Here is a 23,198-nt window from a genome sequence, read left to right as displayed (position 1 = left end):
CGCCCGAGGAGGCTTCGAAGGCTCAAGCCGGGCGGGACGACCGCCGGCTCAGGCAGCTTCGTTGACCAGTTCCTGCACCCTGGCGGCCTTGGCAGGGACGCGCTTGGTGCGTATCTCGATAAACTTCGCGACCCCGGCCAGCAGCAGGCAGAGGGAGATGTAGATGGCCGCGACGACGATGGTCGAGGGAATAATTGGTGAACCGTAGTTTCCCTGCGTTCCGTAGGACTTCGCAAGGAACAACAACTCCTGGTACGTGACGATGAAGCCCAGTGCGGTGTCCTTGAGCACGACGACGAGCTGCGACACGATCACGGGTGCCATTGCACGAATCGCCTGCGGCACCAGAATCATGCGCATGACCTGGGTCTTGGTCATGCCGATCGCGTAGGCGGCCTCGGCCTGGCCCTTCGGCAGCGATTCGATACCCGCCCGAAAGACCTCGGAGAGCACGGAGCCGTTGTACAGGGTGAGGCTCGTGACCACCGCGATAAAGGGAGTCACAAAGGTAAAGCCGAGCGGCGGGAGACCGTAGTACATGATCATCATGAGGATGAGCAGCGGTATGGCACGGAACAGTTCGACGAACACGTAGGTCGGTGCACTGATCCACTTGTGTCTGGAGACCCGCCCGACCATGAGCAGGAGACCGAGCACGATGCTCAGAGCAGCGGCGACGGCGAAGGCTTGCAACGTCGCCAGCGTGGCTTCGAGGATCTTGCCGTGTACGTAGGGAATCGTGAACAGTTCCCACTTCTGCGCCGTGAACTGGTTCGTTTCAACGAAGCGATACACGATGAAGGCGAAAATTCCCACGACGGCGAGCAGGGTGACGGCACCGATGTAGCGGTGCCGCACGAGGGCGCGCGGACCCGGAGCGTCGAACAGAACGTTACTCATTGCAGCACCTTCAAGCGGTTTTCCAGCTTGCGTTGGACAAAGGAAAGTATCGCGACGAGCAGAACAAAGATCAGCGCTACCCAGAGCAGTACGACGATCGCCGGCTCACCACGCTCCGAGAGCGTGGCGCGAATCGCGCCCGCCTCGGCCACCGCGAAACCGGCGGCGACAGTGGTGTTCTTCAGCAGGGCGATGAACACGCTCATCATGGGGGGAATCACCGCGCGAAATGCCTGCGGCAGAAGGATGTTTGTCATGCTCTGGCCGAAGGTGAGCCCGATGGCGCGGGAAGCCTCGGCCTGACCGATGGGAACCGTGTTGATGCCGGCTCGCAGGGTCTCGGCCACATACGTCGCCGTGTAGAGGCTCAACGCGAAAATAGCCAGTGTTTGAAAGCCAACCTGCGGCAGGTCAAGTTTGGGGTAGCCGAAGGCGAAAAAGAACATGATCAGGGTCAACGGAGTGTTGCGCACGAAGTTGACGTAACCCGTGCCAACCCACCGCATCGGGGCAACCGGTGAAACGCGCATGGCACCGACGACGGTGCCGAGAATCAGAGCGAAGAGGGCGGACCAGAGGAACACCTGCAGCGTGATGACGAATCCGTCGACGAAGACGTCGAGGTTATTGAGCAGTGTGTTCATGGTCCAAACCTCTCCTTTCGTTTTTGATGGTGCAAAGCGGTGGTGAGGGTCGGTGGCGACAGGTATCGCCACCGACCCTTACTCGTGGTACCTAGTACGCGTCGACGGCGGGCTGCTCGACAACGGTGCCCGAGAGACCGAGGGTCTCGTCGTAGATGGCCTGCCAGCTGTCATTGCCGTTCGTGAACATGTCGTTGATGAAGGCGCGGAGGGCGTCGTCACCCTTCGGCAGGCCCACGCCGTAGTTCTCAACCGAGAACGGCTCGCCGACCACCTTGAGGTTGTCGGAATCCTGGGAGGCATAGCCGAGCAGAATGGCCTGGTCGGTCGTGACCGCGTCGGCCTGGCCGTCCTTGAGCGCCTCAACACACTGCGAGTAGGTGTCGAACTCGACGGTCTTGGTGTCGGGGTAGTTGTCCTTGATGTTCTGGATCGGGGTGGAACCGGTCGCGGAGCACACGGTCTTTCCGGCCAGGTCGTTCTCGCTCTTGATGGTGTCGTTATCGGATGCCACGAGGATGCCCTGGCCGGTGATGAAGTACGGTCCGGCGAAGTCGATCTGGTCCTTGCGCTTGTCGTTGATCGAGTAGGTGCCGACGTAGTAATCGATGTCACCGTTCACGATGGCCGATTCGCGGTTTGCGCTCGGAATGGCGATGTATTCGATCTTGTCCTTGGCGAAACCGAGCGACGCGGCAACCCATTGCGCGATTTCGATGTCGAATCCGGAACGCTCTCCGGTAGCGGCATCGAGAAAGCCCAAGCCGGGCTGGTCTTCTTTGACGCCGATGACGACCTTGTCGGCCGCGACCATCGCGTCGTAGGTGGGGCTGCCGGTGAGCGACACATCGGCGGCGACCTCAAAGGCGCCGCCCGCGGCGGGGGCGTCCGATGATCCGGTGTCGGCGGTACCTCCGCCGGAACATCCGGCGAGAAGCAGTGCCGCCGTGGCTGCTGTGGCCAGGAGACTGAGTTTCTTACGCATTGTGATTCCTTTTCTGGTTGGGAAGGGAGGTGTCAGGTGAGTTGTGGTGACCCGATCACCGATGCGGCAGCTGACGAATGAGCCGGAACGGTCAGTGGTCGAGAATCTTGGAGAGAAAGTCCCGCGCACGAGTGCTTTGCGGGTTCGTGAAGAACTCCTCCGGGGAGGTTTCCTCCACGATCTCACCATCGGCCATAAAGATGACACGGTCCGCCGCCTTGCGGGCAAAACCCATCTCGTGGGTGACGACGATCATCGTCATTCCCTCGTTGGCGAGGTCGACCATGACCTCAAGAACCTCGTTGATCATTTCGGGGTCGAGGGCGCTGGTCGGCTCGTCGAGCAGAATCAGTTTCGGTTCCATCGCCAATGCCCGGGCGATGGCCACGCGCTGCTGCTGTCCGCCGGAGAGTTGTGACGGCATCTTGTGTGCCTGGTTGGCAACGCCGACACGTTCGAGAAGGGCAAGTCCCTTCTTCTCAGCGTCGGCCTTCGACATGCCGCGCACCTTGATCGGTCCGAGGGTCACGTTTTGCAGCACGGTCTTGTGCGCAAATAGGTTGAACGCCTGAAAGACCATGCCGACGTCGGCGCGCAGGTGGGCGAGTTCTTTGCCCTCGGCGGGCAGTTTCACGCCATCGATGGTGATGATGCCGTCATCGATTGTTTCAAGGCGGTTGATCGCCCGGCAGAGCGTGGACTTGCCCGATCCACTCGGCCCGATCACCACGACCACCTCGCCGCGGTTGACCACGGCGTTGATGTTCTTGAGAACGTGAAGCTCTCCGTAGTGCTTGTTGATGTCTTTGACGACGACTAGCGGTTCACCCCGGCGAACGGAGATGTTCGACGTAGCCGGGGACGAATCTGTTGGCTCCATACCCCCCAACTTAGGTCAGAATGGCAGTCTGGTCACGCCAAATGTCCGACAGCAACGCATTTGTAACCCTGCGGACGACTGGTGAGTGTGGTGGGAGGCACAACAACCGCCACTCATCGAAAGTGGGATTTTCGCCGTGCGGCCGATTCAGCAGGTTCAGAAAGAGCTCTACCGCGCCGGCCGCGACAAGAGACAGCGTGAACCCTGCCGCGCAGAGTGCGAACAATGTGGCGACCCACTGCAGGGTGTCCACGCCGATGCACACCAAACGTCGTACCGGTACGCAACAGGATTGTGCCAGGCCCGGTCCCGTTCGGCTCATCGTTGGCAGATCGACCATGCCGGCCGTTGTGCTGAATCGTTGGAGCGAAGTTTTAGCTTGGACTACCCTCGGCCACAAACTGATCGGGTCTCATCTGGCCTTCGAGAGTTCGCACAAAAAAAACATGTGCGCGGGCTCCGACAACTGCATAGCGGTCAGGCGCGCTGGGCAAACGCGCTTTCATACAGGCACACGGATGCTGCGGTCGCCAGGTTCATCGACTCGGCTTCGCCGTAGATCGGCACGCTCACGCTGCGGTCGACCCGGGCGAGGTCCTCGTCGGTCAGGCCCCGAGCTTCATTGCCGAACAGCCATACGGTCGGAGCGGCGAGCAGGCCCTCGTTGCGGGCGGTCAGCAGGTCGGAGCCCTTGATGTCGGCCGCGAACAGTTGAAGGCCGGCGGTCCGGGCACGGTCGAGAACGTCTGAGAGGTCAGCCGCGATGGCGACGGGCAGGTGAAAGATGGAGCCGGTCGAGGAACGGATGACCTTGGGGTTGTACAGGTCGACGCTGCGACCGGTGAGGATGACCGCGTCCGCGCCGGCAGCATCCGCTGCTCGAATAATGGTGCCGGCGTTTCCGGGGTCGCGCACCTCTTCGAGAATGGCAACGAGCTTGGGCTCGGCGTTGAAGATCTTCTTTACCGACGTGGGGAACTGGTGGCAGACGGCCACGAAGCCCTGCGGGGTGACCGTGTTGGCCATTGCCTCGAGGACCTCTTCGGAGACGAACTCCACTTCGACCTGGGCTTCGATCGCCTTCTGGGCCAGGTCGGTGTAGCGGTCGAGCGCGGTGGGCGTGGCAAACAGCTCCACGACCAGCTCTGGACGAAAGGTGAGGGCTTCGGAAACGGCCTGTGGGCCTTCGAGCAGAAAGAGACCGGACTCGAGGCGCGCATCGCGCTTGGCAAGTTTTGCGACGGCACGGACGCGCGGTGAACGTGGATTATCAAGCATGTAGTTAGTTTAGGTGTACGAACTTTGGATGCAGAAAAGGAGCGGGCGACCAGGTCGCCCGCTCCTTTGCAACTCAAAACTGCGTGCTACGTAAAACTACCGTTCAGTCACCACGTTCACGCCCAGGAGTCAGACGGCGGTGAACCGATCGGGATGAAGCCTTACGCCGTGACGACGACCTTCGGTGCCGAGGTGTCGGCGGGAAGTGCTGCCTTGGCGCTCTCGACGAGGGCGGCGAACGTCGCTGCCTCATTGACGGCGAGGTCGGCGAGGATACGACGGTCAACCTCGATGCCGGCCAGGCCGAGGCCCTGGATCAGACGGTTGTAGGTAAGACCGTTCGCGCGCGATGCAGCATTGATGCGCTGGATCCACAGGCGACGGAAGTCTCCCTTGCGTGCACGACGGTCACGGTAGCTATAGGTGAAGGAGTGAGTGAGCTGCTCCTTGGCCTTGGTGACCAGGCGTGAACGCTGACCGCGGTAGCCCTTGGCGCGTTCGAGAATAACGCGGCGACTCTTGTGGGCGTTTACGGCCCTCTTTACTCTTGCCATTATTTACAAATCCTTATTCGTGTACGAGACCTGGATTACAGACCTAAAAATTACAGACCGAGAAGCTTCTTGATGGTCTTCTGATCCGACTTGGCCAGCACCTGGTCCTGGTTCAAACGGGACTTGCGCTGCGTGCTCTTGACCTCGAGATTGTGACGAAGTCCGGCCTGCTGCTTCATGATCTTTCCGCTTCCGGTGACCTTGAAACGCTTCTTGGTTCCGGAGTGGGTCTTCATCTTAGGCATGTGGTTCCTCCTGTTTTGCTGCCTTATCGGCAACCTTGTCTGCCTTATCGGCTACCTTGTCTGCCTTCTCGGCAGCCTTGTGGGCGTTGATCTCAGCCTTGGCTTCTGACTTGTTTTTCAACGGGCCAATCACCATGACCATGTTTCGACCGTCGATCATCGGAGTAGATTCCACGGAACCGTACTCGGCGACATCCTCGGCAAATTTTTGGAGCAGACGTACGCCCTGGTCGGGTCGGGACTGTTCGCGGCCGCGAAAAAGAATCATGGCCTTGACCTTGTCACCGGACTTCAGGAAGCCTTCGGCGCGTTTGCGCTTGGTCTCGTAGTCGTGCGTATCAATCTTGAGACGAAAACGAACCTCCTTGAGAATCGTGTTCGCCTGGTTGCGCCGGGCCTCCTTGGCCTTCTGCGCAGCCTCGTACTTGAACTTGCCGTAGTCCATGATCTTGGCCACGGGCGGCTTGGCTTCGGGTGCGACTTCGACGAGGTCGAGGTCGGCATCCTGTGCCAGGCGCAGGGCAACATCAATGGCCACGACCCCGACCTGCTCGCCGTTGGGACCAACGAGACGAACTTCGGGGACGCGTATACGGTCATTTGTACGGGGATCGCTGATGCGTCTCTCCTCTTGGTTAACGTCGTGATCACAACCAGACAGCGGATGCCGACTGGGGACGAAGAGAGGAAAATCACGAGTCTTCCACGCCAACTTTTTCATTGACCTGCAGTACACGGCACCCTGTCGACCCTCGCTCTGCCACCTTCCCGTAGGAGGTGATAACGCGACGGCGGAGTGCGATCTACCCGGTAACCTTGATGAAGCGGTATGCGCGGGTGGGAGATTCTCCACTTTCGTACCGAGACTACTGTCCCGGAACCAAACGATAGCCTAGCAGAGGAATGCAGTGAGCAATAGTTTTGAGCAGAATGCAGCACGAGCAACACGCGATATCGCCAATGTGGCCGCTGTGGAGATCATCACCACGGCCGCCGTGCACCTGATGAGCGCGGCCGCCGTGAAGTGCGGACTCGCCGAAGATCCCGACGCCCAGATCGACCTGGACGAAGCCCGCAAGCTCATCACGGCTCTCGCCGGGCTCGTGACCGCTGCGGCTCCCGACATCTCCGACATGCATGCACGCAGCCTCCGCGATGGTCTGCGTTCTCTGCAGCTCGCGTTCCGCGAGGCGTCCTTCGTGCAAGACCCGATCGGTGAGGGCCCCGGCGAGAAGTACACCGGCCCCGTCAACTGACCGGCGCCTTCAAACAACTCCTAGGTCTGGCAAACAACTCCTAGGTCTGGCAGCGGGGGCACCAGTAGGTGTCGCGCAGTTCCAGGTCGGTGCGGCCGAGGCGGTCCCGCACAATACGGCCGCCACACCGACGACATGGCTGGCCGGCCCGCCCGTAGACCCACAGTTGGGCTCCGCGGCGCAGGTTACCGGTCGTCGTGCGCTCCTCCCGGTCCTTGTTGGCCAGAAGCAGGCGCCGGGCGAGATTCACGAGCCCGGCGAGGTCGGTGACCTCGGCCACGGGCCGGGTCGGCACGAGACCGCGCAGAAAACAGAGCTCATTGACGTAGACGTTTCCGAGCCCGGCCAGGTTGCGCTGGTCGGCGACGGCAACGATCACCGGGCGCTCCGGCATCGCTGCGAGACGAGCCGTGGCCTCGGCGCTGTCAGCCGCGCTCCACTCGGCGGCGAGCAGATCGGGTCCGAGGTAGCCGACGATCTGCGACTCGGTTCGGGTTGGCACCAGCTCCAGCAGACCGAGCTCGAATCCGACGGCGATCCAGTCCGGTGTCTGCAGCACGATGCGCGCCTGAAACTCCGGCCGCTGCCACCGGGTGCCCGGCCTGTACAGGTGCCAGGCGCCTTCCATCTTGAGATGCGAGTGGATGCTCGTGGTCCCGACCCGATGCAGCACGTGCTTGCCGCGGCTCACGACCTCGTGCACGGTCTGCCCGGTGAGGTCGACAGTCGCAAAAGCCGGCACCCGAATGTCGCAGCCGGTGAGAATACTCCCGTGCAGGGCCTGGTCCAGGGTGCGGGCCGTGCGGTAGACGGTATCGCCCTCAGGCACGCAGCCTCAACCCTTTCGGAGTCTCGGTGAATCCGGCGGATCGGAGGGCGGAGCCGAGCTCGGTTCCGATCACGAAAACACCGTTGACCGTTTCGACCGCGATCTTCTGGATGCGGCCGGTTTTCACGAGTGTGGTCAGACTCAGCGTGGCGGCCGCGAGCCTGGCCGCATCCGTCTCGAAGGCGACCACGGTTTTGCCACCGCGCTCGACGTACAGCACGAGGGCGCCATCGACCAGTACGACGAGTGCGCCCGCCTTGCGCCCTGGGCGGTGGGTGGTATCGCCGGGCAGTGACGGCCACCGCAGTGCAGCACCGTAGGGGTTCGCCGGGTCGGTCGCGGCCAAGGTCACCGCAGCAGCAGGCGTGCTGTTTCTCTGCGGAGCAGACGGGTCGGATGCTCCCGCAGCGAAGGTGCGCAGCCGGTCGATAGTGCCGCCCGTCGCAAACTGGGCAGCGCCAAGCCCCTCGATGAAATAGCCGCGTCGACAGCGCGCCATCTCCTCGAATCCGGTCAGAGTTCGGTAGACGAGTGAGAATCCGCCGATGACGCTCTCCGCCATCACCGCCCCGCGCGTCACCACGCCATAGCGTTCGAGCAGGGTCTCCCCCAGGGCGTGCGCACGACGGGTCGGTGAGTCGTCGGCCACCGGCAGAATCGACCAGCGACCCGATACCGTTGGCGGGCCGCTGCGGCTCGGAAGGCTCGGCCGCGGCATCGACCGCCCGCGATGCAGGCGGGCCCGTGGCAGAGCGCGGCTCTGACGGTGCGCCGTATGCCCACCGGCCAGAAGCGACCGTACCGGCGCGAAGGTGTCATTATTGATCAGACCGGCCCAGACCAACTCCCACAGCGCCTGCACCAATTCGCGGTCATCCTGACTGCCGACGGCATCAGAGAGCTGCCGAAAGAAGTAGGCACCGCCACTGCCCAGGGTTTGGAGGATCTCCTGTTGCAGGGGCGTCGTCTCGACATCGATGGGCAGCGGCAGGGTGAGCTGGGCGGTTTCGGCGAGGTGCAGGCTGACCCATCCGTCGTTGCCGGCGAGGGTTCCGGCGCCCGCCCAGAGCACCTCTCCCGCGTTTGTGAGCTCGTCGAGCATGCCGGGCTGGTAGTCGCTGACCCGGGCTGGAAGAATGAGCGTCTCCCAGGCGGAGGCAGGAATGCGCGCCCCTTCCAGCTGTTCCACAACGGATGCGACACCGTCGATTCCGCGCAGCGTGCCGCCCACGTGCTGCCAGGCCGGCAGAAACCGGCCGATGGTCCGCTGCTCGACCGGTTCAACCTCGTGCCGGAGCGCCGCGAGGGAACGGCGGCGGAGGCGCCGCAGCACCTCGGCGTCGCACCATTCCAGGCCGGTGCCGTTCGGTCGAAATTCGCCGGCCACGATGCGTCGGGCGTCGGCGAGGCGGCCGAGGGCGATCTGCACGACGGCCGTGCCAAGACCAAACCGCTCGGCGACGGCGAGCGTGGTGAACGGACCGTGCGAGCGTGCGTAGCGGCTGACCAGATCACCAACCGGATCGCCCACGGATTCGGTGAACGCGGCGGCCACGCCGAGCGGCAGGGGAACACCGAGGGCGTCGCGCAACCGGCTGGCGTCTTCGACCGCCGCCCAGCGATCCTGGCCACCGAAGCTGACGCGGATGGCGCGGCGGGCGTCGACGAGCGCGAGCACGGCCTGCTCGGCGCCGACCACGCCGGTCGCGTCGGCCTCGCTGGTCGTGGGCTTTGATTCTGCCTCGGGTTCGAGCATCCGCTCGCCGATCTCCACCGTGCTGAGTGGGCCGAGAGTGCGCAGTAGATCGGCGACACCTTCGACGTCCCTGGCCCGGTAGTCAGGGGCGAGCCGCTGCAGTTCCCGGTCGGTCTGGTCGATAACGGTCGGATCGAGGAGTTCACGCAGTTCGACCCGACCCAGAAGTTCGGCGAGCAGGCTCGAGTCGATCGCGAGGGCGGTGGCACGCCGCTCGGCGATCGGGGTATCGCCCTCATACATGAAGGCGGCAACGTAGCCGAACAGCAGCGTACTCGCGAACGGGCTGGCGGTGTCGGTCACGCTCTCGACCAGGCGCAGTTCACGGGAGGCGATCTGCCGGGCCAGACCGGTGAGGGCTGGCAGGTCGTAGACGTCCTGCAGGCATTCCCGCAGGGTCTCGAGAATGATCGGAAAGGTGGGAAAGGTGCGGGCCACGGCGAGCAGCTGCGCGGCCTTTTGCCGTTGCTGCCAGAGCGGCGAGCGGACTCCGGGCTTGTAGCGGGGCAAAAGCAGCGCCCGGGCGGCGCACTCGCGAAACCGGGAGGCGAACAGGGCCGAGCCGCCGACCTCGTCGGTGACGAGCTGCTCGAGCTCGTCAGGGTCGAACACGAACAGTTCGCTGCCGGGCGGTTCGGTTTCGGTGTCGGGGATGCGCACAACGATGCCGTCGTCGCTCGCGACGCAGGAGCCATCGATTCCGTAGCGTTCCCGCACGCGGGCGCCGACCGCGAGCGCCCACGGTGCATGCACCGGGGTGCCAAACGGGGAGTGCAGCACGACCCGCCAGTCCCCCAGCTCATCACGGAACCGTTCGACCACGAGGGTGCGGTCGGTCGGCAGCTTCCCGGTGGCGGCGCGCTGCTCGCCGAGGAAAGCCAGCAGGTTGCTGATTGCTCTCTGGTCCAGGCCGCCCACCGCACAGCGGGCCTGCGCCTGGGCCTCCGGCAGGCTGCCGACCTCGCGCACGAATGCGCCGATGGCCTGGCCGAGTTCGGCCGGGCGGCCGATGCCGTCACCCTTCCAGAACGGCAGCCGTCCGGGCTGCCCGAAGGCGGGCACGACGAGAACCCGGTCGTGGGTGATCTCCTGAATACGCCAGCTCGTGGTGCCGAGCGCGAAGACATCGCCCACGCGCGACTCGTAGACCATCTCCTCGTCGAGCTCACCGACCCTTTTACCGGTGACCTGTTCGCCACCGACCATGAAGACGCCGAACAGACCGCGGTCGGGAATGGTGCCGCCGCTCGTGACGGCCAGCCGTTGCGCTCCGGGGCGACCGGTGAGGGTGCCGGCATCGCGATCCCAGATGATGCGCGGACGCAACTCGGCGAACTGGTCCGACGGATAGCGGCCGGCGAGCAGGTCGAGGGTGGCCTCATAGGCAGAGCGGGGCAGGGTCGCAAAGGGCGCGCTGCGCCGAACAGCATCAAACCAGGCTTCCACGTCGATCGGCTCGAGCGCGCAGGCCGCGACGGTCTGCTGGGCCAGAATATCGAGCGGGTTGGTGGGCACACGCAGCGATTCGATGGCGCCAGCCAGCATGCGCTCGGCGGCGACCGCGGCGTGGATGAGATCGGCCCGATGCTTGGGATAGATCACCCCGCGGCTGATCTCACCGACCTGGTGCCCGGCCCGACCGAGCCGCTGCAGCCCGCTCGACACCGACGGCGGTGACTCCACCTGCACGACCAGGTCAACGGCGCCCATGTCGATACCGAGTTCAAGGCTCGACGTGGCCACGACACAGCGCAGCCGCCCCGATTTCAGGTCGTCTTCAATCAGCGCGCGCTGTTCCTTGCTGACCGAACCGTGATGCGCACGCGCGAGCAGCGGTGCGGTGCCGGCGCTCTGGCCGCTCGCGCCCATGAGCTCGGCCGGCGGGCGAACCGCTGCACTGGTACCCACCATGCCGAGCGCACCCGGCGTTACCGGCACCGGCACCGCAGCGGATGCCTCATCCCAGCCCATACGTTCCGCATAGATTTCGTTGAACCGGGCGGTGAGCCGTTCCGTGAGCCGCCGCGAATTCGCGAACACGATACTCGAGGAGTGCGCCAGCACCTCGTCGACGATGGCCTCCTCGACGTGGGGCCAGATGGATCCGGTCTGCGGCGCCGCGGCGGAGGTGACGCCCTCGCGCTGCGGCACCGGGCCGAGGTCGCTCATATCGTCGACCGGAACGACCACGCGCAGGTCGAACCGTTTCAGCGCGGGCGGGGCCACGATCTGCACCGGGGCGGCTCCGCCCAGAAACCGAGCCACTTCGCTCTGCGGGCGCACGGTGGCCGACAGCCCGATCCGTTGGGCCGGTTGACTCAGCAGTGCGTCGAGTCGTTCGAGGGACACGGCGAGGTGGGCACCACGCTTGCTCGCCGCGACCGCGTGCACCTCGTCGATGATGACCGTCTGCACACCGCGCAGGGATTCTCGGGCCGCCGAGGTCAGCATGAGAAACAGTGACTCCGGGGTGGTGATGAGAATGTCTGGCGGCGTCGTGACCAATTTGCGACGGTCGGCGGCCGGAGTATCGCCCGATCGCACCCCGACAGTGACCCGCGGAGGCTCGAGGCCGAGCCGCTGGGCCGCGCGGCTGATTCCCACGAGCGGAGCAGTGAGGTTGCGTTCCACGTCGACGCCCAATGCCTTGAGGGGCGAGATGTAGAGCACGCGGGTGCTCGGCGCGACCAGGGCCGCCGTTTCCGTGGCGAGCCGGTCAACGGCCCACAGAAACGCGGCCAGGGTCTTGCCCGATCCGGTGGGGGCCACGACGAGGGCATGGGAGCCCAGGGAGATGGCGTTCCACGCGCCCAGCTGCGCCGCCGTCGGCGCGGCAAACGCCTCGGTGAACCAGGCCCGAGCAGCCGGAGAGAATCGATCGAGAACGTCGCTCATACCGTCATTCTCGCCCGAACCACCGACAACACGGTTGACACTACGGATACCGGCGCTAACCCGACGCGACGAGCTTGACACGCAGCGAATCAACGCCGGTCGTAATGATCTCGCTCTCGGACCATCGGGTGCCGAGCCGGCTCAGAATGGCGTCGAGGTCCGGCTGGGTGAGGCCGTCGACCAATTCCAGTTGAACCACGAGTTCGGGCCCCTCGAGCCGCGCCAGGGGGTCACCGGCGGAGAGCTGAATAGAAAGCACCGAGAGTTCCGTCGCGATCGACGCGGTGAAGGCGTCGGCGACGTGATGACTGGCATAACTCGGTGTCCAGGGCAGGGATTGCGCAATCGCCCAGAGCGCCGGCCGCCGAATGACAAATTCACCGGGCGAGGTCGGGTCGATGACGACAAGATCGGTGTTCTCCTGGGCGGCGGCCAGGGCGACGCGAACGGCATCCGCTGGAATGGGCCGGGCGAGGGGGTTCCACGCCGTCATCGCGGAAGTCGACGAGAAGGCAGGCAACACCGTGCGTCCATCGGGGCTGGCCACGGTAATGATCGACAGTTCCTGGGTTTTGTCGATCGTGTGGCCGCGAGCGTTCACGGCGGCATCGCCGAGCTTGGTCACCAGTGGGATGAGCAGACGGGACCCACGGATGGCATCGATGACGCTTTCTTCGCCCGACTCGCGAGCCTGAAAGTGGGCGAGCGCCTCGGCGAGGGCGGCGGGAACAGCCCCGTCGTCGCCGGCGTCGAGGTTGGCCTCGAATTCCCGGCCGACCCAGGGCTGGCCGGCCGAGTCGGCCGTGTTAGCCAGCTCATCCGGCTCGCCGGGCTGACCTGACGGCTTATCGCCCCCCGGCCGACCGGAGGGATCACCCGTGGAACCGAGGTTTCGCGCCTTAGCCATTAGTCTCCCGAGACATCCAGGGCCTCGGCCAGCGTGAACGCGCCCGCATAGAGGGCTTTGCCCACGATGGCGCCTTCGAGCCCGAGCGGCACGAGCTTGCGCAGCGCTTCGATGTCATCGAGGCTGGAGATGCCGCCGGAAGCGATGACCGGCTTTTTGGTGCGGTCGAGTACCTGGCGCAGCAGCTCGATGTTCGGACCCTGCAAGGTTCCGTCCTTGGTGACGTCGGTGACCACGTAGCGGGCGCAGCCGGCAGCTTCAAGGCGTTCGAGCACCTGCCAGAGATCCCCGCCGTCCTTCGTCCAGCCCCGCGCGGAGAGGGTCGTGCCGCGCACATCGAGGCCCACGGCAACGGCTTCGCCGTAGTGCGCGATCACGCCGGCCGCCCATTCCGGGTTCTCGAGTGCCGCGGTACCGAGGTTGATACGTTTGACGCCCGTGCTCAATGCCGCTTCGAGTGATTCGTCATCGCGGATACCGCCGGAGAGTTCAATGTTGACGCCCGTGACCTGGCGGATGACCTTTTTGATGACGCCGGTGTTGGTGCCCCGGCCGAATGCCGCGTCGAGGTCGACGAGGTGAATCCACTCGGCGCCCTGCCTGGCCCAGTCGGCCGCGGCATCGACCGGGTCACCATAGTTCGTTTCCGTACCGGCCTCGCCCTGCGTCAGGCGCACAGCCTTGCCGCCGGCCACGTCGACGGCGGGCAGGAGGACGAGCCTCGGTGTCTTGTTGAACTCGCTCATTGGTGTCCTTGATTGGTGCGGTCGCACGGTGCGGCCAATTTCATGGAAGGTTGGGATTGGGGTGCTGAAGTCTGGGCGCGGCCTAGTGGTGCAGCGTGCCGATCCAGTTCTTCAACAAGCGGATGCCCGCCTCACCCGATTTTTCCGGGTGGAACTGGGTGGCGCACAGCGGACCGTTCTCGATCGCAGCCAGGAACGGCGCCCCATGTTCGGCCCAGGTCAGCCGGGGTTCCGGGAACGGCGGCATGACCTCGAGCGTCCACGACTGGGCAGCGTAGGAGTGCACGAAATAAAACCGTTCCTCTTCGATTCCTCGAAAGAGTTCGGAGTGGGGCGCGCTCGTGACGGTGTTCCAGCCCATGTGCGGCAGGATCGCTGCGGGAAGTTCGGTGACCGTTCCGGGCCATTCGCCGAGACCCTCGGTGTCGATGCCGCGTTCGACACCGTGTTCAAACATGACCTGCATGCCCACGCAGATGCCGAGCACCGGGCGCCCTCCGGCCAGGCGCCGATCCACGATCTCGTCGCCGCGCACCCCCTTGAGGGCGTCCATCACGGCACTGAACGCGCCGACACCGGGAACGACGAGTCCGTCGGCTTCCAGGGCAACCGTGCGATCACTCGTCAACGTGACGTCAGCTCCGGCCAGTTCAAGCGCCTTGACCGCGGAGTGCACATTGCCGGTGCCGTAGTCGAGGACAACGACCTGAGTCACAGGGCCCCCTTGGTCGACGGAATGCCCTGCACGAGCGGGTCGAAAGCCTTGGCGAGCCGGAACGCACGGGCGAAGGCCTTGAACTCGGCCTCAGCGATGTGGTGCGGGTCGCGGCCGCCCAGCACGGTGAGGTGCACGGTCAGGCCGGCATGGAAGGTGATCGCTTCGAAGACGTGACGCACCATGGAGCCGGTGAAGTGTCCGCCGATGAGATGAAATTCAAAGCCGGCCGGCTCGCCGGTGTGCACGAGGTACGGGCGGCCGGAGATATCGACGACAGCCTGGGCGAGCGCCTCATCGAGCGGTACCAGGGCGTCACCGTAGCGGGAAATACCCGACTTGTCGCCGAGGGCCTGGCGAATGGCCTGGCCGAGCACGATTCCCACATCTTCGACGGTGTGGTGCACGTCGATTTCAATGTCGCCGGAGGCCCGCACGGTGAGGTCGGTCAGGGAGTGCTTGGCGAACGCTGTCAGCAGGTGGTCGTAGAACGGCACCGAGGTCTGGATGTCGCTGGTGCCGGTGCCATCAAGGTTCAGGGAGAGATCAATGCTGGATTCACTCGTCTCCCGTTGCAGGTGTGCGACGCGGGGCGCGGAAATGCCAGCAGATGAACTCATAGCCCTAGTTTATTCGGCTTGGGGCGATACGGCTTGACCGGGCCGATCCGTTCGTCCCAGGCGGGCCAGGGCGTCCAAGAACAGGGAGGTCTCTTTCTCGGTGCCGGCCGTCACCCGCAAGTGTCCGGGAATGCCGACGTCGCGAATGAGAATTCCCTCCGCGAGCAGCGCCTCGAAGGTTGCCTGCGGGTCGGCCACTCCCCCGAACAAGACGAAGTTGCTCCAACTGCGGTGCGGGGCATAGCCCAGGCGTGCCAGCTCCACTACGAGCCGGTCGCGCTGCGCCCGAATGTCGTCGACCATCGCGAGCATCTCGGCGCTGTGCGCCAGGGCCGCGTTCGCGGCGGCCTGGGTCAAGGCGGAGAGGTGGTAGGGCAGGCGAACCAGGCGTAGGGCATCCGTGACCGCCGGATCGGCGGCCAGGTAGCCCACCCGGGCACCGGCGAAGGCGAAGGCCTTGCTCATCGTGCGCGAGACGAGGAGGCGTTCCCGGCCGGGCAGCAGGGTGACCGCGCTCGGCGTACCACGCGGAGCGAACTCGGCATAGGCCTCGTCAACCACGACGATGCCGTCGGTCGCGTCGTAGGCGGCGGCGATGGTGTCAAGCGAGAGCGGCGTGCCAGTGGGGTTGTTCGGGGAGCAGAGAAAGACGATGTCGGGGTTGGTGCGGGCGATCTCGCTCACGGCGGTGGCCGAGAAGAGTTCGTAGTCGGCGTCGCGGGTGCCGGGAATCCACCTGGTGTCGGTGCCCGAGGCGAGGATCGAGTACATCGAGTAGGTCGGGGCGAAGCCGAGCAGGCTGCGTCCCGGTCCGCCGAAAGCCTGGAGCACCTGCTGGAGTACTTCGTTGGAACCGTTGGCGGCCCAGATGTTGGCGGCGGTCAGTCCCTCGCCGAGGTATGTCGCCAAGGACTCGCGCAGGGTGGTGAATTCGCGGTCGGGATACCGATTAACGGAACGGATGGCCTCAGCCAGGCCGGCAAGGATGTCGCGGGCGACCCCCTCGGGAATCGGGTGCGTGTTCTCGTTGACGTTCAGTGCCACCGGAACGTGCAATTGCGGCGCACCGTACGGTGTCAGGCCTTGCAGGTTGGCGCGGAGCGGAAGATCTTCGAGACTGGTCACACTCTCCATGCTACGACCTGTGCTCCTACCGTGCGCTTCGGCCCGGTGGTGCGGCCCGCTCGCCTCGCCCAAGTTGGCGCGCTAGGAGTTTGCGGGGATTTCCAGGCGCTGGCCGGGCTGCAGCGTTTCGACGGTCAGAGTGTTCAAGCGTTTAATGTCGGCGACAACATCGCGCGGGTCGGTGGACGGCGAGATCTCCTCGGCGAGGTCCCAGAGAGTCTGGCCTGGTTCGACCGTGATGAACTGAGCGGAACCGACGTCGGTGGGCGAGTAGGCCAACGTCGCGACAACGCCGGATTCGGTCGTGTACGACATGAGGTCGATGCCCGCGGCGGAATCCGACGCGCCGGCCGCACCCCCGTTGAGGGCAAAGGCGACGGAACCGATCACGAGCGGCACGGCCGCGAGGGTCGTGAGAACCACTCGACCGCGGCGGGTGAGGCGAAGACGGGTGACGGGGGCGAAAGGTACTGCGGGTGCACATGCTGTGGTCATGTCAAACCTCCAAGGTCGGCGGGCTGCAAGTCTCGTATTCGGCCCTCGGCCGGGAAGACCAAATACGAAACTATGTTCCGAATATAACTTCGAACAATCAAACATGCAAGCTTTTTCTGGTCTCGGCCCGGCTTTCTGCGCAACACACTCGAATAAGTGTTTGTTTCAGGGCGGAGAACTGGATAAACTTTCGATAGGTCAATTGCTTGATTCACACTCAACCAGACACCACCGACATTCCCGTGAAACACAGTTTCAGGACACAAGAGACCGACTCCAGGAGGGCACATCGTGACACAGGACACCAGCGGTACCCGAGACAAGGGCGGCACTCGGCGCCGCAAGAGTTTGAGCCAACGCCAGCTCGCTATTCTCGACGTGATTCAACGTTCGGTGAGCTCGCGCGGCTACCCGCCGAGCATGCGAGAGATCGGTGACGCCGTCGGTCTCGCCTCGCTGTCGAGCGTGACCCACCAGCTCAACCAGCTTGAACTCAGCGGATATTTGCGCCGCGACCCGAATCGCCCCCGGGCGCTCGAAGTACTCATTGAGATTCAGCGTGCCCCCGAAGACGTCGGCACCGGCGACCAGGACAGCTTTCACCCGGGCGTGCAGGTCGGCGACGCCGCGATGGTTCCGCTCGTCGGTCGCATAGCCGCCGGCATCCCGATCACGGCCGACCAGCAGATCGACGAGATTTTCCCGCTCCCCCGGCAGCTCGTGGGCCAGGGCGAGCTGTTCATGCTCAAGGTCGTCGGTGAGTCGATGATCGATGCCGCGATCTGCGACGGCGACTGGGTCGTCGTTCGCCAGCAGAAGACCGCGGAGAACGGCGAGATCGTCGCGGCCATGCTCGACAACGAGGCCACCGTGAAGGTATTGCGCAAGCGCGACGGTCACACCTGGCTGCTGCCGCGCAACAGTAACTTCGAACCGATCGTCGGTGACTTTGCCGACATCCTCGGCAAGGTCGTCGCGGTGCTGCGCTCGGTCTAAACGCCCAAGCGGCACCGTGGGTCGAGGCGATACCCGTGGGTTGAGCCTGTCGAGACCATCACACGATGTGGTCTCGACAGGCTCGACCTCCGCTTAGGTGCGAACCGCTGCGCCGCGGCGTTCGCGCACCACCCGGGTCGCGGCGAGCATGTTGTGCAGAGACTGCACGGTCTCGTCGTAGCCGCGCGTCTTCAGCCCGCAGTCCGGGTTCACCCAGACCTGGCGTTCGGGAATCGATTTCAGGGCGGTTTCGAGCAGGGTGGTCAGCTCGTCAACGCTCGGTACTCGCGGCGAATGAATGTCATAGATGCCGGCTCCGATACCATGGTCGAACCCTCCGGCCTCGATCTCCTGCACCACCTCCATGCGCGACCGGGCCGCTTCAATGCTCGTCACGTCGGCGTCGAGGTTGCGGATGGCCTCGATAACGACGCCGAACTCCGAGTAACACAGGTGCGTATGAATCTGGGTTGCATCCGCCACCCCGGCCGTGGCCAGCCGAAAGGAGCCGACCGACCAGTCGAGGTAGTCGACGTGGTCCTTCGTCTTCAGCGGCAGCAATTCCCGCAGGGCCGGTTCGTCGACCTGAACGATCTTAATTCCCGCGGCCTCGAGGTCGCCGATTTCATCGCGCAGGGACAGGGCTACCTGGCGGGCGGTCTCGCCGAGCGGCTGGTCATCGCGCACGAACGACCAGGCCAGAATCGTCACCGGCCCCGTGAGCATGCCCTTGACCGGCTTTGCGGTGAGGCTCTGCGTGTACACCGACCAGTCCACCGTGATCGGTGCCGGGCGCGACACGTCGCCCCACAGAATAGACGGCCGGGTGCAGCGGCTGCCGTAGGACTGCACCCAGCCGTTCTCGGTCACGGCAAACCCGTCGAGGTTCTCAGCGAAGTATTGCACCATGTCGTTGCGTTCGGGTTCGCCGTGCACGAGCACGTCGAGTCCGATCTCTTCCTGCAGCGCGACGACCCGCCCAATCTCCTCGCGCATCAGGTCGCGGTAGTCATCCGCCGCAAGAGTTCCCTTGAGAAACTGGGCACGCGCCCGGCGAATATCGGCGGTCTGCGGGAACGATCCAATCGTGGTCGTCGGCAGCGGCGGCAGCTGCAGCGCCGCATCCTGGGCGCTCAGGCGTACGGCGTAGTCGCCACGGGTGAAGTCGGCGTCGGTCAGTGCGGCGACACGGGTGCGCACGGACCCGTCGCGCACGCCGGGAGCGCTCCGCCTTGCCACCAGTGCCTCAGCGGCTTCGGCGAGGGGCACCGCGATGGCGGCCCGTCCGGCGGTGAGGCCGAGCGCGAGGGTGGAGACCTGGCCGACTTTTTGGTCTGCGAAGGCCAGCCAGCTGGTCAGCGAGCCCGGCAACGACGCTTCATCCCGCACGTCATGCGGCACGTGCAACAGCGAGGTCGAGGTTGAGACAGAGACGGAGTCGGATAGCCCGCGCACGCTCTCTGCGGTTTCGAAGGCGCCGGCCAGGTCGCCGCGCCAGATGTTGTGCCCGTCGATCACCCCGGCAACGATGGTTTTTCCAGACAGCCCGGGCACCGCCTGCGGCAGGGTTCCCCGCACCAGGTCAACGCCGATCGCTTCAACGGCAGTGGCGGCGAGCACCGGCAGGGCGTCATCGAGGCTGCCGTAGGGTGCCGCGACGAACAGGGCGGGTCGCCCGGTCAGCCGGCCGAGCACCCCATAAACGGATGCGACGGCCGCCAGCGTCTTTGCCCGCGGCACGTCGATGGTTTCGCTGACCAGGCCCGGCTCGTCGAGCTGCACCCACTCGACGCCGGCATCCGCTAGCCGGCCCAGGAGCGCCGCGTAGACGGGAAGGAGATCGTCGAGGCGCGACAGCGGGGAGAAAGCGGCCGGGGCCTCGTCGCTGGCCTTACTGAGCAGGAGAAAGGTGACCGGTCCGACGAGCACTGGGCGGGTGAGAAACCCGGCCGCCTTGGCCTCGATAAATTCGCGCACGATGCGGTCGCTGGCCAGGGAGAAAACGGTCTCCGGGCCGATCTCGGGCACGAGGTAGTGGTAGTTGGAGTCGAACCACTTGGTCATTTCGAGCGGCAGGTTCTCGCCCTCGCCCCGAGCGAGGGTGAAGTACCCGGCCAGGTCGATTTTTCCGTCCGTGCCGACGAGGGAGGCGAACCGGGCGGGAATCGCGCCGACGGCAACGATGGTGTCAAGCACCTGGTCGTAGTACGAGAACGACTCGGGGATCGACGAGTCGGTACGGCCGAGTCCAAGATCAAGAAGCCGGTCGCGGGTGGTCTGGCGCAGCCCGGCGGCCACATTCTCGAGGGCGGTGGCGTCGATCGTTCCCGCCCAGAACGCTTCGACGGCTTTTTTCAGCTCCCGCCGTCGTCCGATGCGCGGGTAGCCGAGGACGGTGCCGGTGGGGAAGGCGGGAGATGCGGGAGATGCGGGAAATGCGGGCGAAATGGTCATGAGAATTCCTTCACTGGAGCATTGGTCGCTAAACGGTCAGAGGCAACGAACGTGATGGGTGGGCCTACGCGCAGGCCTAGGGCATAGCAGCGGGCACCGGTAGTGCCCCACACCCCTCAAGCACGTGTAGCACGGTGTCATGCTGGTTGAACGCGTAGAGGTGGAGTCCGGGGGCACCGCCCGCGAGAACGTCCTGGCCGAGGCGCACGGCGTAGTCGATGCCGATCTGGCGCTGACCTTGCTCGCTCGGTTCGATCTCAAGCTGGATGGATAGTTCGGCTGGCAGCTTTTCGCCGGAGAGCTGCAGGATGCGGCGCAACCGGTTCGGGCTGGTCACCGGCATGATGCCGGGAAGAATGGGAAAGAGCACCCCGGCGGAGCGAGCCCGTTGGATGAAGCTCAGGTAGACATCGGCGTGGAAAAACAGCTGGGTGATCGCGAGGTTCGCTCCGGCGGCCTGCTTGGCCAGCAGTGTGTCAATATCCTGGCTGACCGACCGGGAGTTGGGGTGTCCGTTCGGAAAGGCCGCGACTCCGATGCGCACCTTGCTACGTTCGGTCTTCACCCCGCGGGCGCCGGGCAGACCGGGAATCACGGTCTCGATGTACGGCACCCGTTCGGTCTGCACCCGGTGGATGAGCTGTACCAGCTCTCCCGCGCTGTGCAGGTCGCCGAGAAACGTGGTGTCCCCCTCGAGCGCGCCCCTCGGTGCGTCGCCGCGAATGGCCAGAAAGCTGCGAATGCCGGCGTCGAGAAATTCGCGAATGAGCCGGCTGGCCTCTGCGTGCGAGGAGTCGACGCAGGTGAGGTGGGCCATCGCATCCACTGCTGTGTGGTCCTTGATGTAGCGCAGAACGTCAAGGGAGGAGGTGCGCGAGGAGCCGTTGGCACCATAGGTGACCGAGATGAACTCGGGGCCAGCAGCGGCCAGATGATCGATGGTGCGCGTGAGAGCGGATGCTGCGGCCGCCGATTTCGGCGGGTACACCTCGAAGGAGAACGCCGGGCGGGCGTAACACGCGGAATTCCTGGTCTCGGTCATGGTTCCTCCTTCGGCAGAAGCGGCACAGCGTGTAGTGGCCGGGCGGCCGCGGACACGCCAAGACCGGCGGTTCTTCGCGGGCGGATGCCGGGCTCGGCTGTCGCTCCATGCCGGGGATTGAATTCCGTCGGCAACGATTGACTAGACACTAACAACACGGACGCCGACGTGGGCAAATATGACAGTTCGTGTCATCAGGCGGGTACTGTTGCGGCGCAGCGCTGCTGCGGCCAACACAAAACGGCCGCACGCCGCCGCGGTTCTTACGCCGACGACGGCGAAAAGCTAAGCAGAGAGCGAGGGAAGAATGACGAACGGGGCGAACTGCGGCTCGATCTCGGGGGTGACGAACGCCGTGACGTGGGTCCCGGTCTCCAGGTATTCGGTCGTCTCGATGCGACCCAGGTCGTGCAGAACTGCGATGAGGTCGCCGCGGTCGTAGGGAATGAGCAGGTCGAGTTCGATCTGCGGCGTCGGCAGCAGCAACGCCACCGCGGCGAGCACGGTGTCGATGCCCTCACCGGTGCGGGCCGATACGAACGTCGCCTTCGGTTCCAGGCCGCGCAGCACGAGCCGGTCATCGTCGGTGATCAGATCGCTCTTGTTGAAGACGACCAGTTCGGGAATGTCGCGGGCGCCGACCTCAGAAATGACGTCGCGCACGGTGGCGAGTTGGGCGACCGGGTCGGGGTGTGATCCGTCGACGACGTGCACGATCACGTCGGCGTCGGCGACCTCTTCCAGGGTGGAGCGGAAGGCTTCGACCAGTTGGTGCGGCAGGTTGCGAACGAAGCCGACCGTGTCGGTGAGGGTGTACAAGCGTCCGTCGGCGGTCGTCGACTTACGCACGGTCGCGTCGAGGGTCGCGAACAGGGAGTTCTCGACGAGCACGCCGGCCTTGGTGATGCGGTTGAGCAGGCTCGACTTACCGGCGTTGGTGTACCCGACGATGGCCACCGACGGAACGGCGTTGCGCTTGCGGTTAGCGCGTTTCGCCTCGCGGGCCGGTTTCATCTCGACCATCTGCTTGCGCAGCTTGGACATCCGGGTGTGAATACGGCGACGGTCGAGTTCAATCTTGGTTTCACCGGGGCCACGGGAGCCCATTCCGGCTCCGGTTCCACCGACCTGGCCACCGGCCTGACGGGACATCGAGTCGCCCCAGCCGCGCAGGCGGGGCAGCATGTAGGCCATTTGGGCGAGTTCGACCTGCGCCTTGCCCTCGCGGCTCTTGGCGTGCTGGCTGAAAATGTCGAGGATTACGGCCGTGCGGTCGATGACCTTGACCTTGACCACGTCTTCGAGGGCGCGCCGCTGGCTGGGCGCCAGTTCGGTATCGGCGATGACGGTGTCGGCGCCGAGCGCCTTGACGATGTCGGCGACTTCTTGGGCCTTGCCCTTGCCGAGGTACGTGCTCGGGTCGGGGGTCGCCCGACGCTGCAGCAGACCGTCGAGCACGGTCGCGCCGGCGGTTTCGGCCAGGGCCGCCAATTCGCGCATGGAGTTTTCGGCGTCGTCGACCGTGCCGTGGGTGTACACACCGACGAGAACGACGTTTTCGAGGCGCAGTTGGCGGTACTCCACCTCCGTGACGTCTTCGAGCTCGGTAGAGAGCCCATTAACCCGGCGCAGGGCGTTGCGGTCGGCTCGTTCGGACTGGTCACCGTCGTGGCCGCCGCCGTCATACTCGCCGGAGTCCTGATTCTGCAAGGCCTGGGCGACCCCACTGCGGAACAGGGAGTAGCCGGCAGCCTTGCTGTCGGCGCTAGCCAACACACGCGCGACGACATCGTCTGCGTCACGGGCCGGTTCTGCGGCCTCGTTTTCTTCTGCGTCGTTGCCGCGGGGCGCCGTTGGATCATTCATCCCGTTAACC

Annotated in this window: 21 protein-coding genes; 2 read left to right on the top strand and 19 right to left on the bottom strand. The window is 64.8% G+C overall.

All coding sequences use genetic code 11. The annotated features are described in order from the left end of the window. Positions 1-48: 48 nt before the first annotated feature. The 8 genes from IWX77_RS14305 to infC form a co-directional block, all read right to left on the bottom strand. Entirely contained in the window at positions 49-900 is an 852-nt protein-coding gene (locus tag IWX77_RS14305; protein WP_196845192.1) for an amino acid ABC transporter permease, read from the bottom strand. After that, complete coding sequence (locus IWX77_RS14300) at positions 897-1,544, bottom strand: amino acid ABC transporter permease (protein WP_196845191.1); 648 nt, start codon at positions 1,542-1,544, stop codon at positions 897-899. Before IWX77_RS14300 ends, IWX77_RS14305 begins: the two co-directional genes overlap by 4 nt. Before the next feature lie 91 nt (positions 1,545-1,635). Continuing rightward, on the bottom strand, positions 1,636-2,529 hold the full coding sequence (locus tag IWX77_RS14295; protein ID WP_196845189.1) for a glutamate ABC transporter substrate-binding protein: 894 nt from the start codon (positions 2,527-2,529) through the stop codon (positions 1,636-1,638). A 91-nt stretch (positions 2,530-2,620) separates the two neighbouring features. Continuing rightward, positions 2,621-3,409 (bottom strand): amino acid ABC transporter ATP-binding protein, encoded by a 789-nt coding sequence (locus IWX77_RS14290; RefSeq protein ID WP_196845187.1) that lies wholly within the window; start codon positions 3,407-3,409, stop codon positions 2,621-2,623. Between the two features lie 477 nt (positions 3,410-3,886). Beyond that, entirely contained in the window at positions 3,887-4,687 is an 801-nt protein-coding gene (locus IWX77_RS14285) for a TrmH family RNA methyltransferase (protein WP_196845186.1), read from the bottom strand. A 161-nt stretch (positions 4,688-4,848) separates the two neighbouring features. After that, on the bottom strand, positions 4,849-5,241 hold the full coding sequence (rplT, locus tag IWX77_RS14280; protein ID WP_196845184.1) for a 50S ribosomal protein L20: 393 nt from the start codon (positions 5,239-5,241) through the stop codon (positions 4,849-4,851). A gap of 50 nt (positions 5,242-5,291) precedes the next feature. Next, positions 5,292-5,486 carry a 50S ribosomal protein L35 gene (gene rpmI / locus IWX77_RS14275; RefSeq protein ID WP_092111710.1) on the bottom strand — a complete coding sequence of 65 codons (195 nt, stop codon included), beginning with the start codon at positions 5,484-5,486 and terminating at the stop codon, positions 5,292-5,294. Beyond that, a complete protein-coding gene (infC, locus tag IWX77_RS14270; protein WP_442784481.1) occupies positions 5,479-6,207 on the bottom strand; it encodes a translation initiation factor IF-3 in 729 nt (242 codons plus the stop codon). The genes rpmI and infC overlap by 8 nt, the downstream gene beginning before the upstream one ends. A 187-nt stretch (positions 6,208-6,394) precedes the next feature. Here infC and IWX77_RS14265 point away from each other — a divergent pair, with 187 nt between their 5' ends. After that, on the top strand, positions 6,395-6,742 hold the full coding sequence (locus IWX77_RS14265; protein WP_196845183.1) for a DUF1844 domain-containing protein: 348 nt from the start codon (positions 6,395-6,397) through the stop codon (positions 6,740-6,742). 40 nt (positions 6,743-6,782) lie between these two features. Here the strand turns inward: IWX77_RS14265 and IWX77_RS14260 are convergent, their stop codons facing one another. The 8 genes from IWX77_RS14260 to IWX77_RS14225 all read right to left on the bottom strand — a co-directional run bounded on the left by IWX77_RS14260 (position 6,783) and on the right by IWX77_RS14225 (position 16,830). Beyond that, positions 6,783-7,571, bottom strand: a complete 789-nt coding sequence (locus IWX77_RS14260; protein ID WP_196845181.1) for an Fpg/Nei family DNA glycosylase — start codon at positions 7,569-7,571, stop codon at positions 6,783-6,785. Further along, positions 7,564-12,222, bottom strand: a complete 4,659-nt coding sequence (locus tag IWX77_RS14255) for an ATP-dependent helicase (protein WP_196845180.1) — start codon at positions 12,220-12,222, stop codon at positions 7,564-7,566. Before IWX77_RS14255 ends, IWX77_RS14260 begins: the two co-directional genes overlap by 8 nt. Before the next feature lie 55 nt (positions 12,223-12,277). Beyond that, a complete protein-coding gene (locus IWX77_RS14250; RefSeq protein WP_196845179.1) occupies positions 12,278-13,129 on the bottom strand; it encodes an SseB family protein in 852 nt (283 codons plus the stop codon). Next, the gene (priA, locus tag IWX77_RS14245) at positions 13,129-13,875 is read right to left on the bottom strand and encodes a bifunctional 1-(5-phosphoribosyl)-5-((5-phosphoribosylamino)methylideneamino)imidazole-4-carboxamide isomerase/phosphoribosylanthranilate isomerase PriA (RefSeq protein ID WP_196845177.1); all 747 of its coding nucleotides are present in this window, start codon (positions 13,873-13,875) and stop codon (positions 13,129-13,131) included. The genes IWX77_RS14250 and priA overlap by 1 nt, the downstream gene beginning before the upstream one ends. An 82-nt stretch (positions 13,876-13,957) precedes the next feature. Further along, the gene (gene hisH, locus IWX77_RS14240) at positions 13,958-14,590 is read right to left on the bottom strand and encodes an imidazole glycerol phosphate synthase subunit HisH (RefSeq protein ID WP_196845175.1); all 633 of its coding nucleotides are present in this window, start codon (positions 14,588-14,590) and stop codon (positions 13,958-13,960) included. Next, the gene (gene hisB, locus IWX77_RS14235) at positions 14,587-15,210 is read right to left on the bottom strand and encodes an imidazoleglycerol-phosphate dehydratase HisB (RefSeq protein ID WP_196845174.1); all 624 of its coding nucleotides are present in this window, start codon (positions 15,208-15,210) and stop codon (positions 14,587-14,589) included. Before hisB ends, hisH begins: the two co-directional genes overlap by 4 nt. Before the next feature lie 9 nt (positions 15,211-15,219). Beyond that, a complete protein-coding gene (locus IWX77_RS14230) occupies positions 15,220-16,344 on the bottom strand; it encodes a histidinol-phosphate transaminase (RefSeq protein ID WP_196845172.1) in 1,125 nt (374 codons plus the stop codon). 72 nt (positions 16,345-16,416) lie between these two features. Then, the gene (locus tag IWX77_RS14225; protein ID WP_196845171.1) at positions 16,417-16,830 is read right to left on the bottom strand and encodes a LysM peptidoglycan-binding domain-containing protein; all 414 of its coding nucleotides are present in this window, start codon (positions 16,828-16,830) and stop codon (positions 16,417-16,419) included. A gap of 291 nt (positions 16,831-17,121) precedes the next feature. Here IWX77_RS14225 and lexA point away from each other — a divergent pair, with 291 nt between their 5' ends. Then, on the top strand, positions 17,122-17,826 hold the full coding sequence (lexA, locus tag IWX77_RS14220; RefSeq protein WP_092341044.1) for a transcriptional repressor LexA: 705 nt from the start codon (positions 17,122-17,124) through the stop codon (positions 17,824-17,826). Between the two features lie 93 nt (positions 17,827-17,919). Here the strand turns inward: lexA and metE are convergent, their stop codons facing one another. From metE to hflX, 3 genes are all read right to left on the bottom strand, one after another. Beyond that, a complete protein-coding gene (gene metE, locus IWX77_RS14215; RefSeq protein ID WP_196845169.1) occupies positions 17,920-20,280 on the bottom strand; it encodes a 5-methyltetrahydropteroyltriglutamate--homocysteine S-methyltransferase in 2,361 nt (786 codons plus the stop codon). A 76-nt stretch (positions 20,281-20,356) separates the two neighbouring features. Continuing rightward, entirely contained in the window at positions 20,357-21,322 is a 966-nt protein-coding gene (locus IWX77_RS14210) for a methylenetetrahydrofolate reductase (protein WP_196845167.1), read from the bottom strand. Positions 21,323-21,607: 285 nt separating this feature from the next. Further along, positions 21,608-23,188, bottom strand: a complete 1,581-nt coding sequence (gene hflX / locus IWX77_RS14205; protein WP_196845166.1) for a GTPase HflX — start codon at positions 23,186-23,188, stop codon at positions 21,608-21,610. Between the last annotated feature and the right edge of the window lie 10 nt (positions 23,189-23,198).

Origin of the sequence: Cryobacterium sp. CAN_C2 (assembly GCF_015751745.1) — a bacterium.
Lineage (GTDB): Bacteria > Actinomycetota > Actinomycetes > Actinomycetales > Microbacteriaceae > Cryobacterium.
This window is presented reverse-complemented; position numbering and strand designations above follow the sequence as displayed.

Coding starts and splice junctions, on each gene's coding strand:
- IWX77_RS14290 (WP_196845187.1), bottom strand. CDS start 3,409: ATGGAGCCAACAGATTCGTCCCCGGCTACGTCGAACATCTCCGTTCGC.
- rpmI (WP_092111710.1), bottom strand. CDS start 5,486: ATGCCTAAGATGAAGACCCACTCCGGAACCAAGAAGCGTTTCAAGGTC.
- hflX (WP_196845166.1), bottom strand. CDS start 23,188: ATGAATGATCCAACGGCGCCCCGCGGCAACGACGCAGAAGAAAACGAG.
- IWX77_RS14255 (WP_196845180.1), bottom strand. CDS start 12,222: ATGAGCGACGTTCTCGATCGATTCTCTCCGGCTGCTCGGGCCTGGTTC.
- IWX77_RS14250 (WP_196845179.1), bottom strand. CDS start 13,129: ATGGCTAAGGCGCGAAACCTCGGTTCCACGGGTGATCCCTCCGGTCGG.
- rplT (WP_196845184.1), bottom strand. CDS start 5,241: ATGGCAAGAGTAAAGAGGGCCGTAAACGCCCACAAGAGTCGCCGCGTT.
- IWX77_RS14305 (WP_196845192.1), bottom strand. CDS start 900: ATGAGTAACGTTCTGTTCGACGCTCCGGGTCCGCGCGCCCTCGTGCGG.
- IWX77_RS14285 (WP_196845186.1), bottom strand. CDS start 4,687: ATGCTTGATAATCCACGTTCACCGCGCGTCCGTGCCGTCGCAAAACTT.
- IWX77_RS14230 (WP_196845172.1), bottom strand. CDS start 16,344: ATGGAGAGTGTGACCAGTCTCGAAGATCTTCCGCTCCGCGCCAACCTG.
- priA (WP_196845177.1), bottom strand. CDS start 13,875: ATGAGCGAGTTCAACAAGACACCGAGGCTCGTCCTCCTGCCCGCCGTC.
- infC (WP_442784481.1), bottom strand. CDS start 6,207: ATGAAAAAGTTGGCGTGGAAGACTCGTGATTTTCCTCTCTTCGTCCCC.
- hisB (WP_196845174.1), bottom strand. CDS start 15,210: ATGAGTTCATCTGCTGGCATTTCCGCGCCCCGCGTCGCACACCTGCAA.
- metE (WP_196845169.1), bottom strand. CDS start 20,280: ATGACCATTTCGCCCGCATTTCCCGCATCTCCCGCATCTCCCGCCTTC.
- IWX77_RS14295 (WP_196845189.1), bottom strand. CDS start 2,529: ATGCGTAAGAAACTCAGTCTCCTGGCCACAGCAGCCACGGCGGCACTG.
- IWX77_RS14300 (WP_196845191.1), bottom strand. CDS start 1,544: ATGAACACACTGCTCAATAACCTCGACGTCTTCGTCGACGGATTCGTC.
- IWX77_RS14225 (WP_196845171.1), bottom strand. CDS start 16,830: ATGACCACAGCATGTGCACCCGCAGTACCTTTCGCCCCCGTCACCCGT.
- IWX77_RS14210 (WP_196845167.1), bottom strand. CDS start 21,322: ATGACCGAGACCAGGAATTCCGCGTGTTACGCCCGCCCGGCGTTCTCC.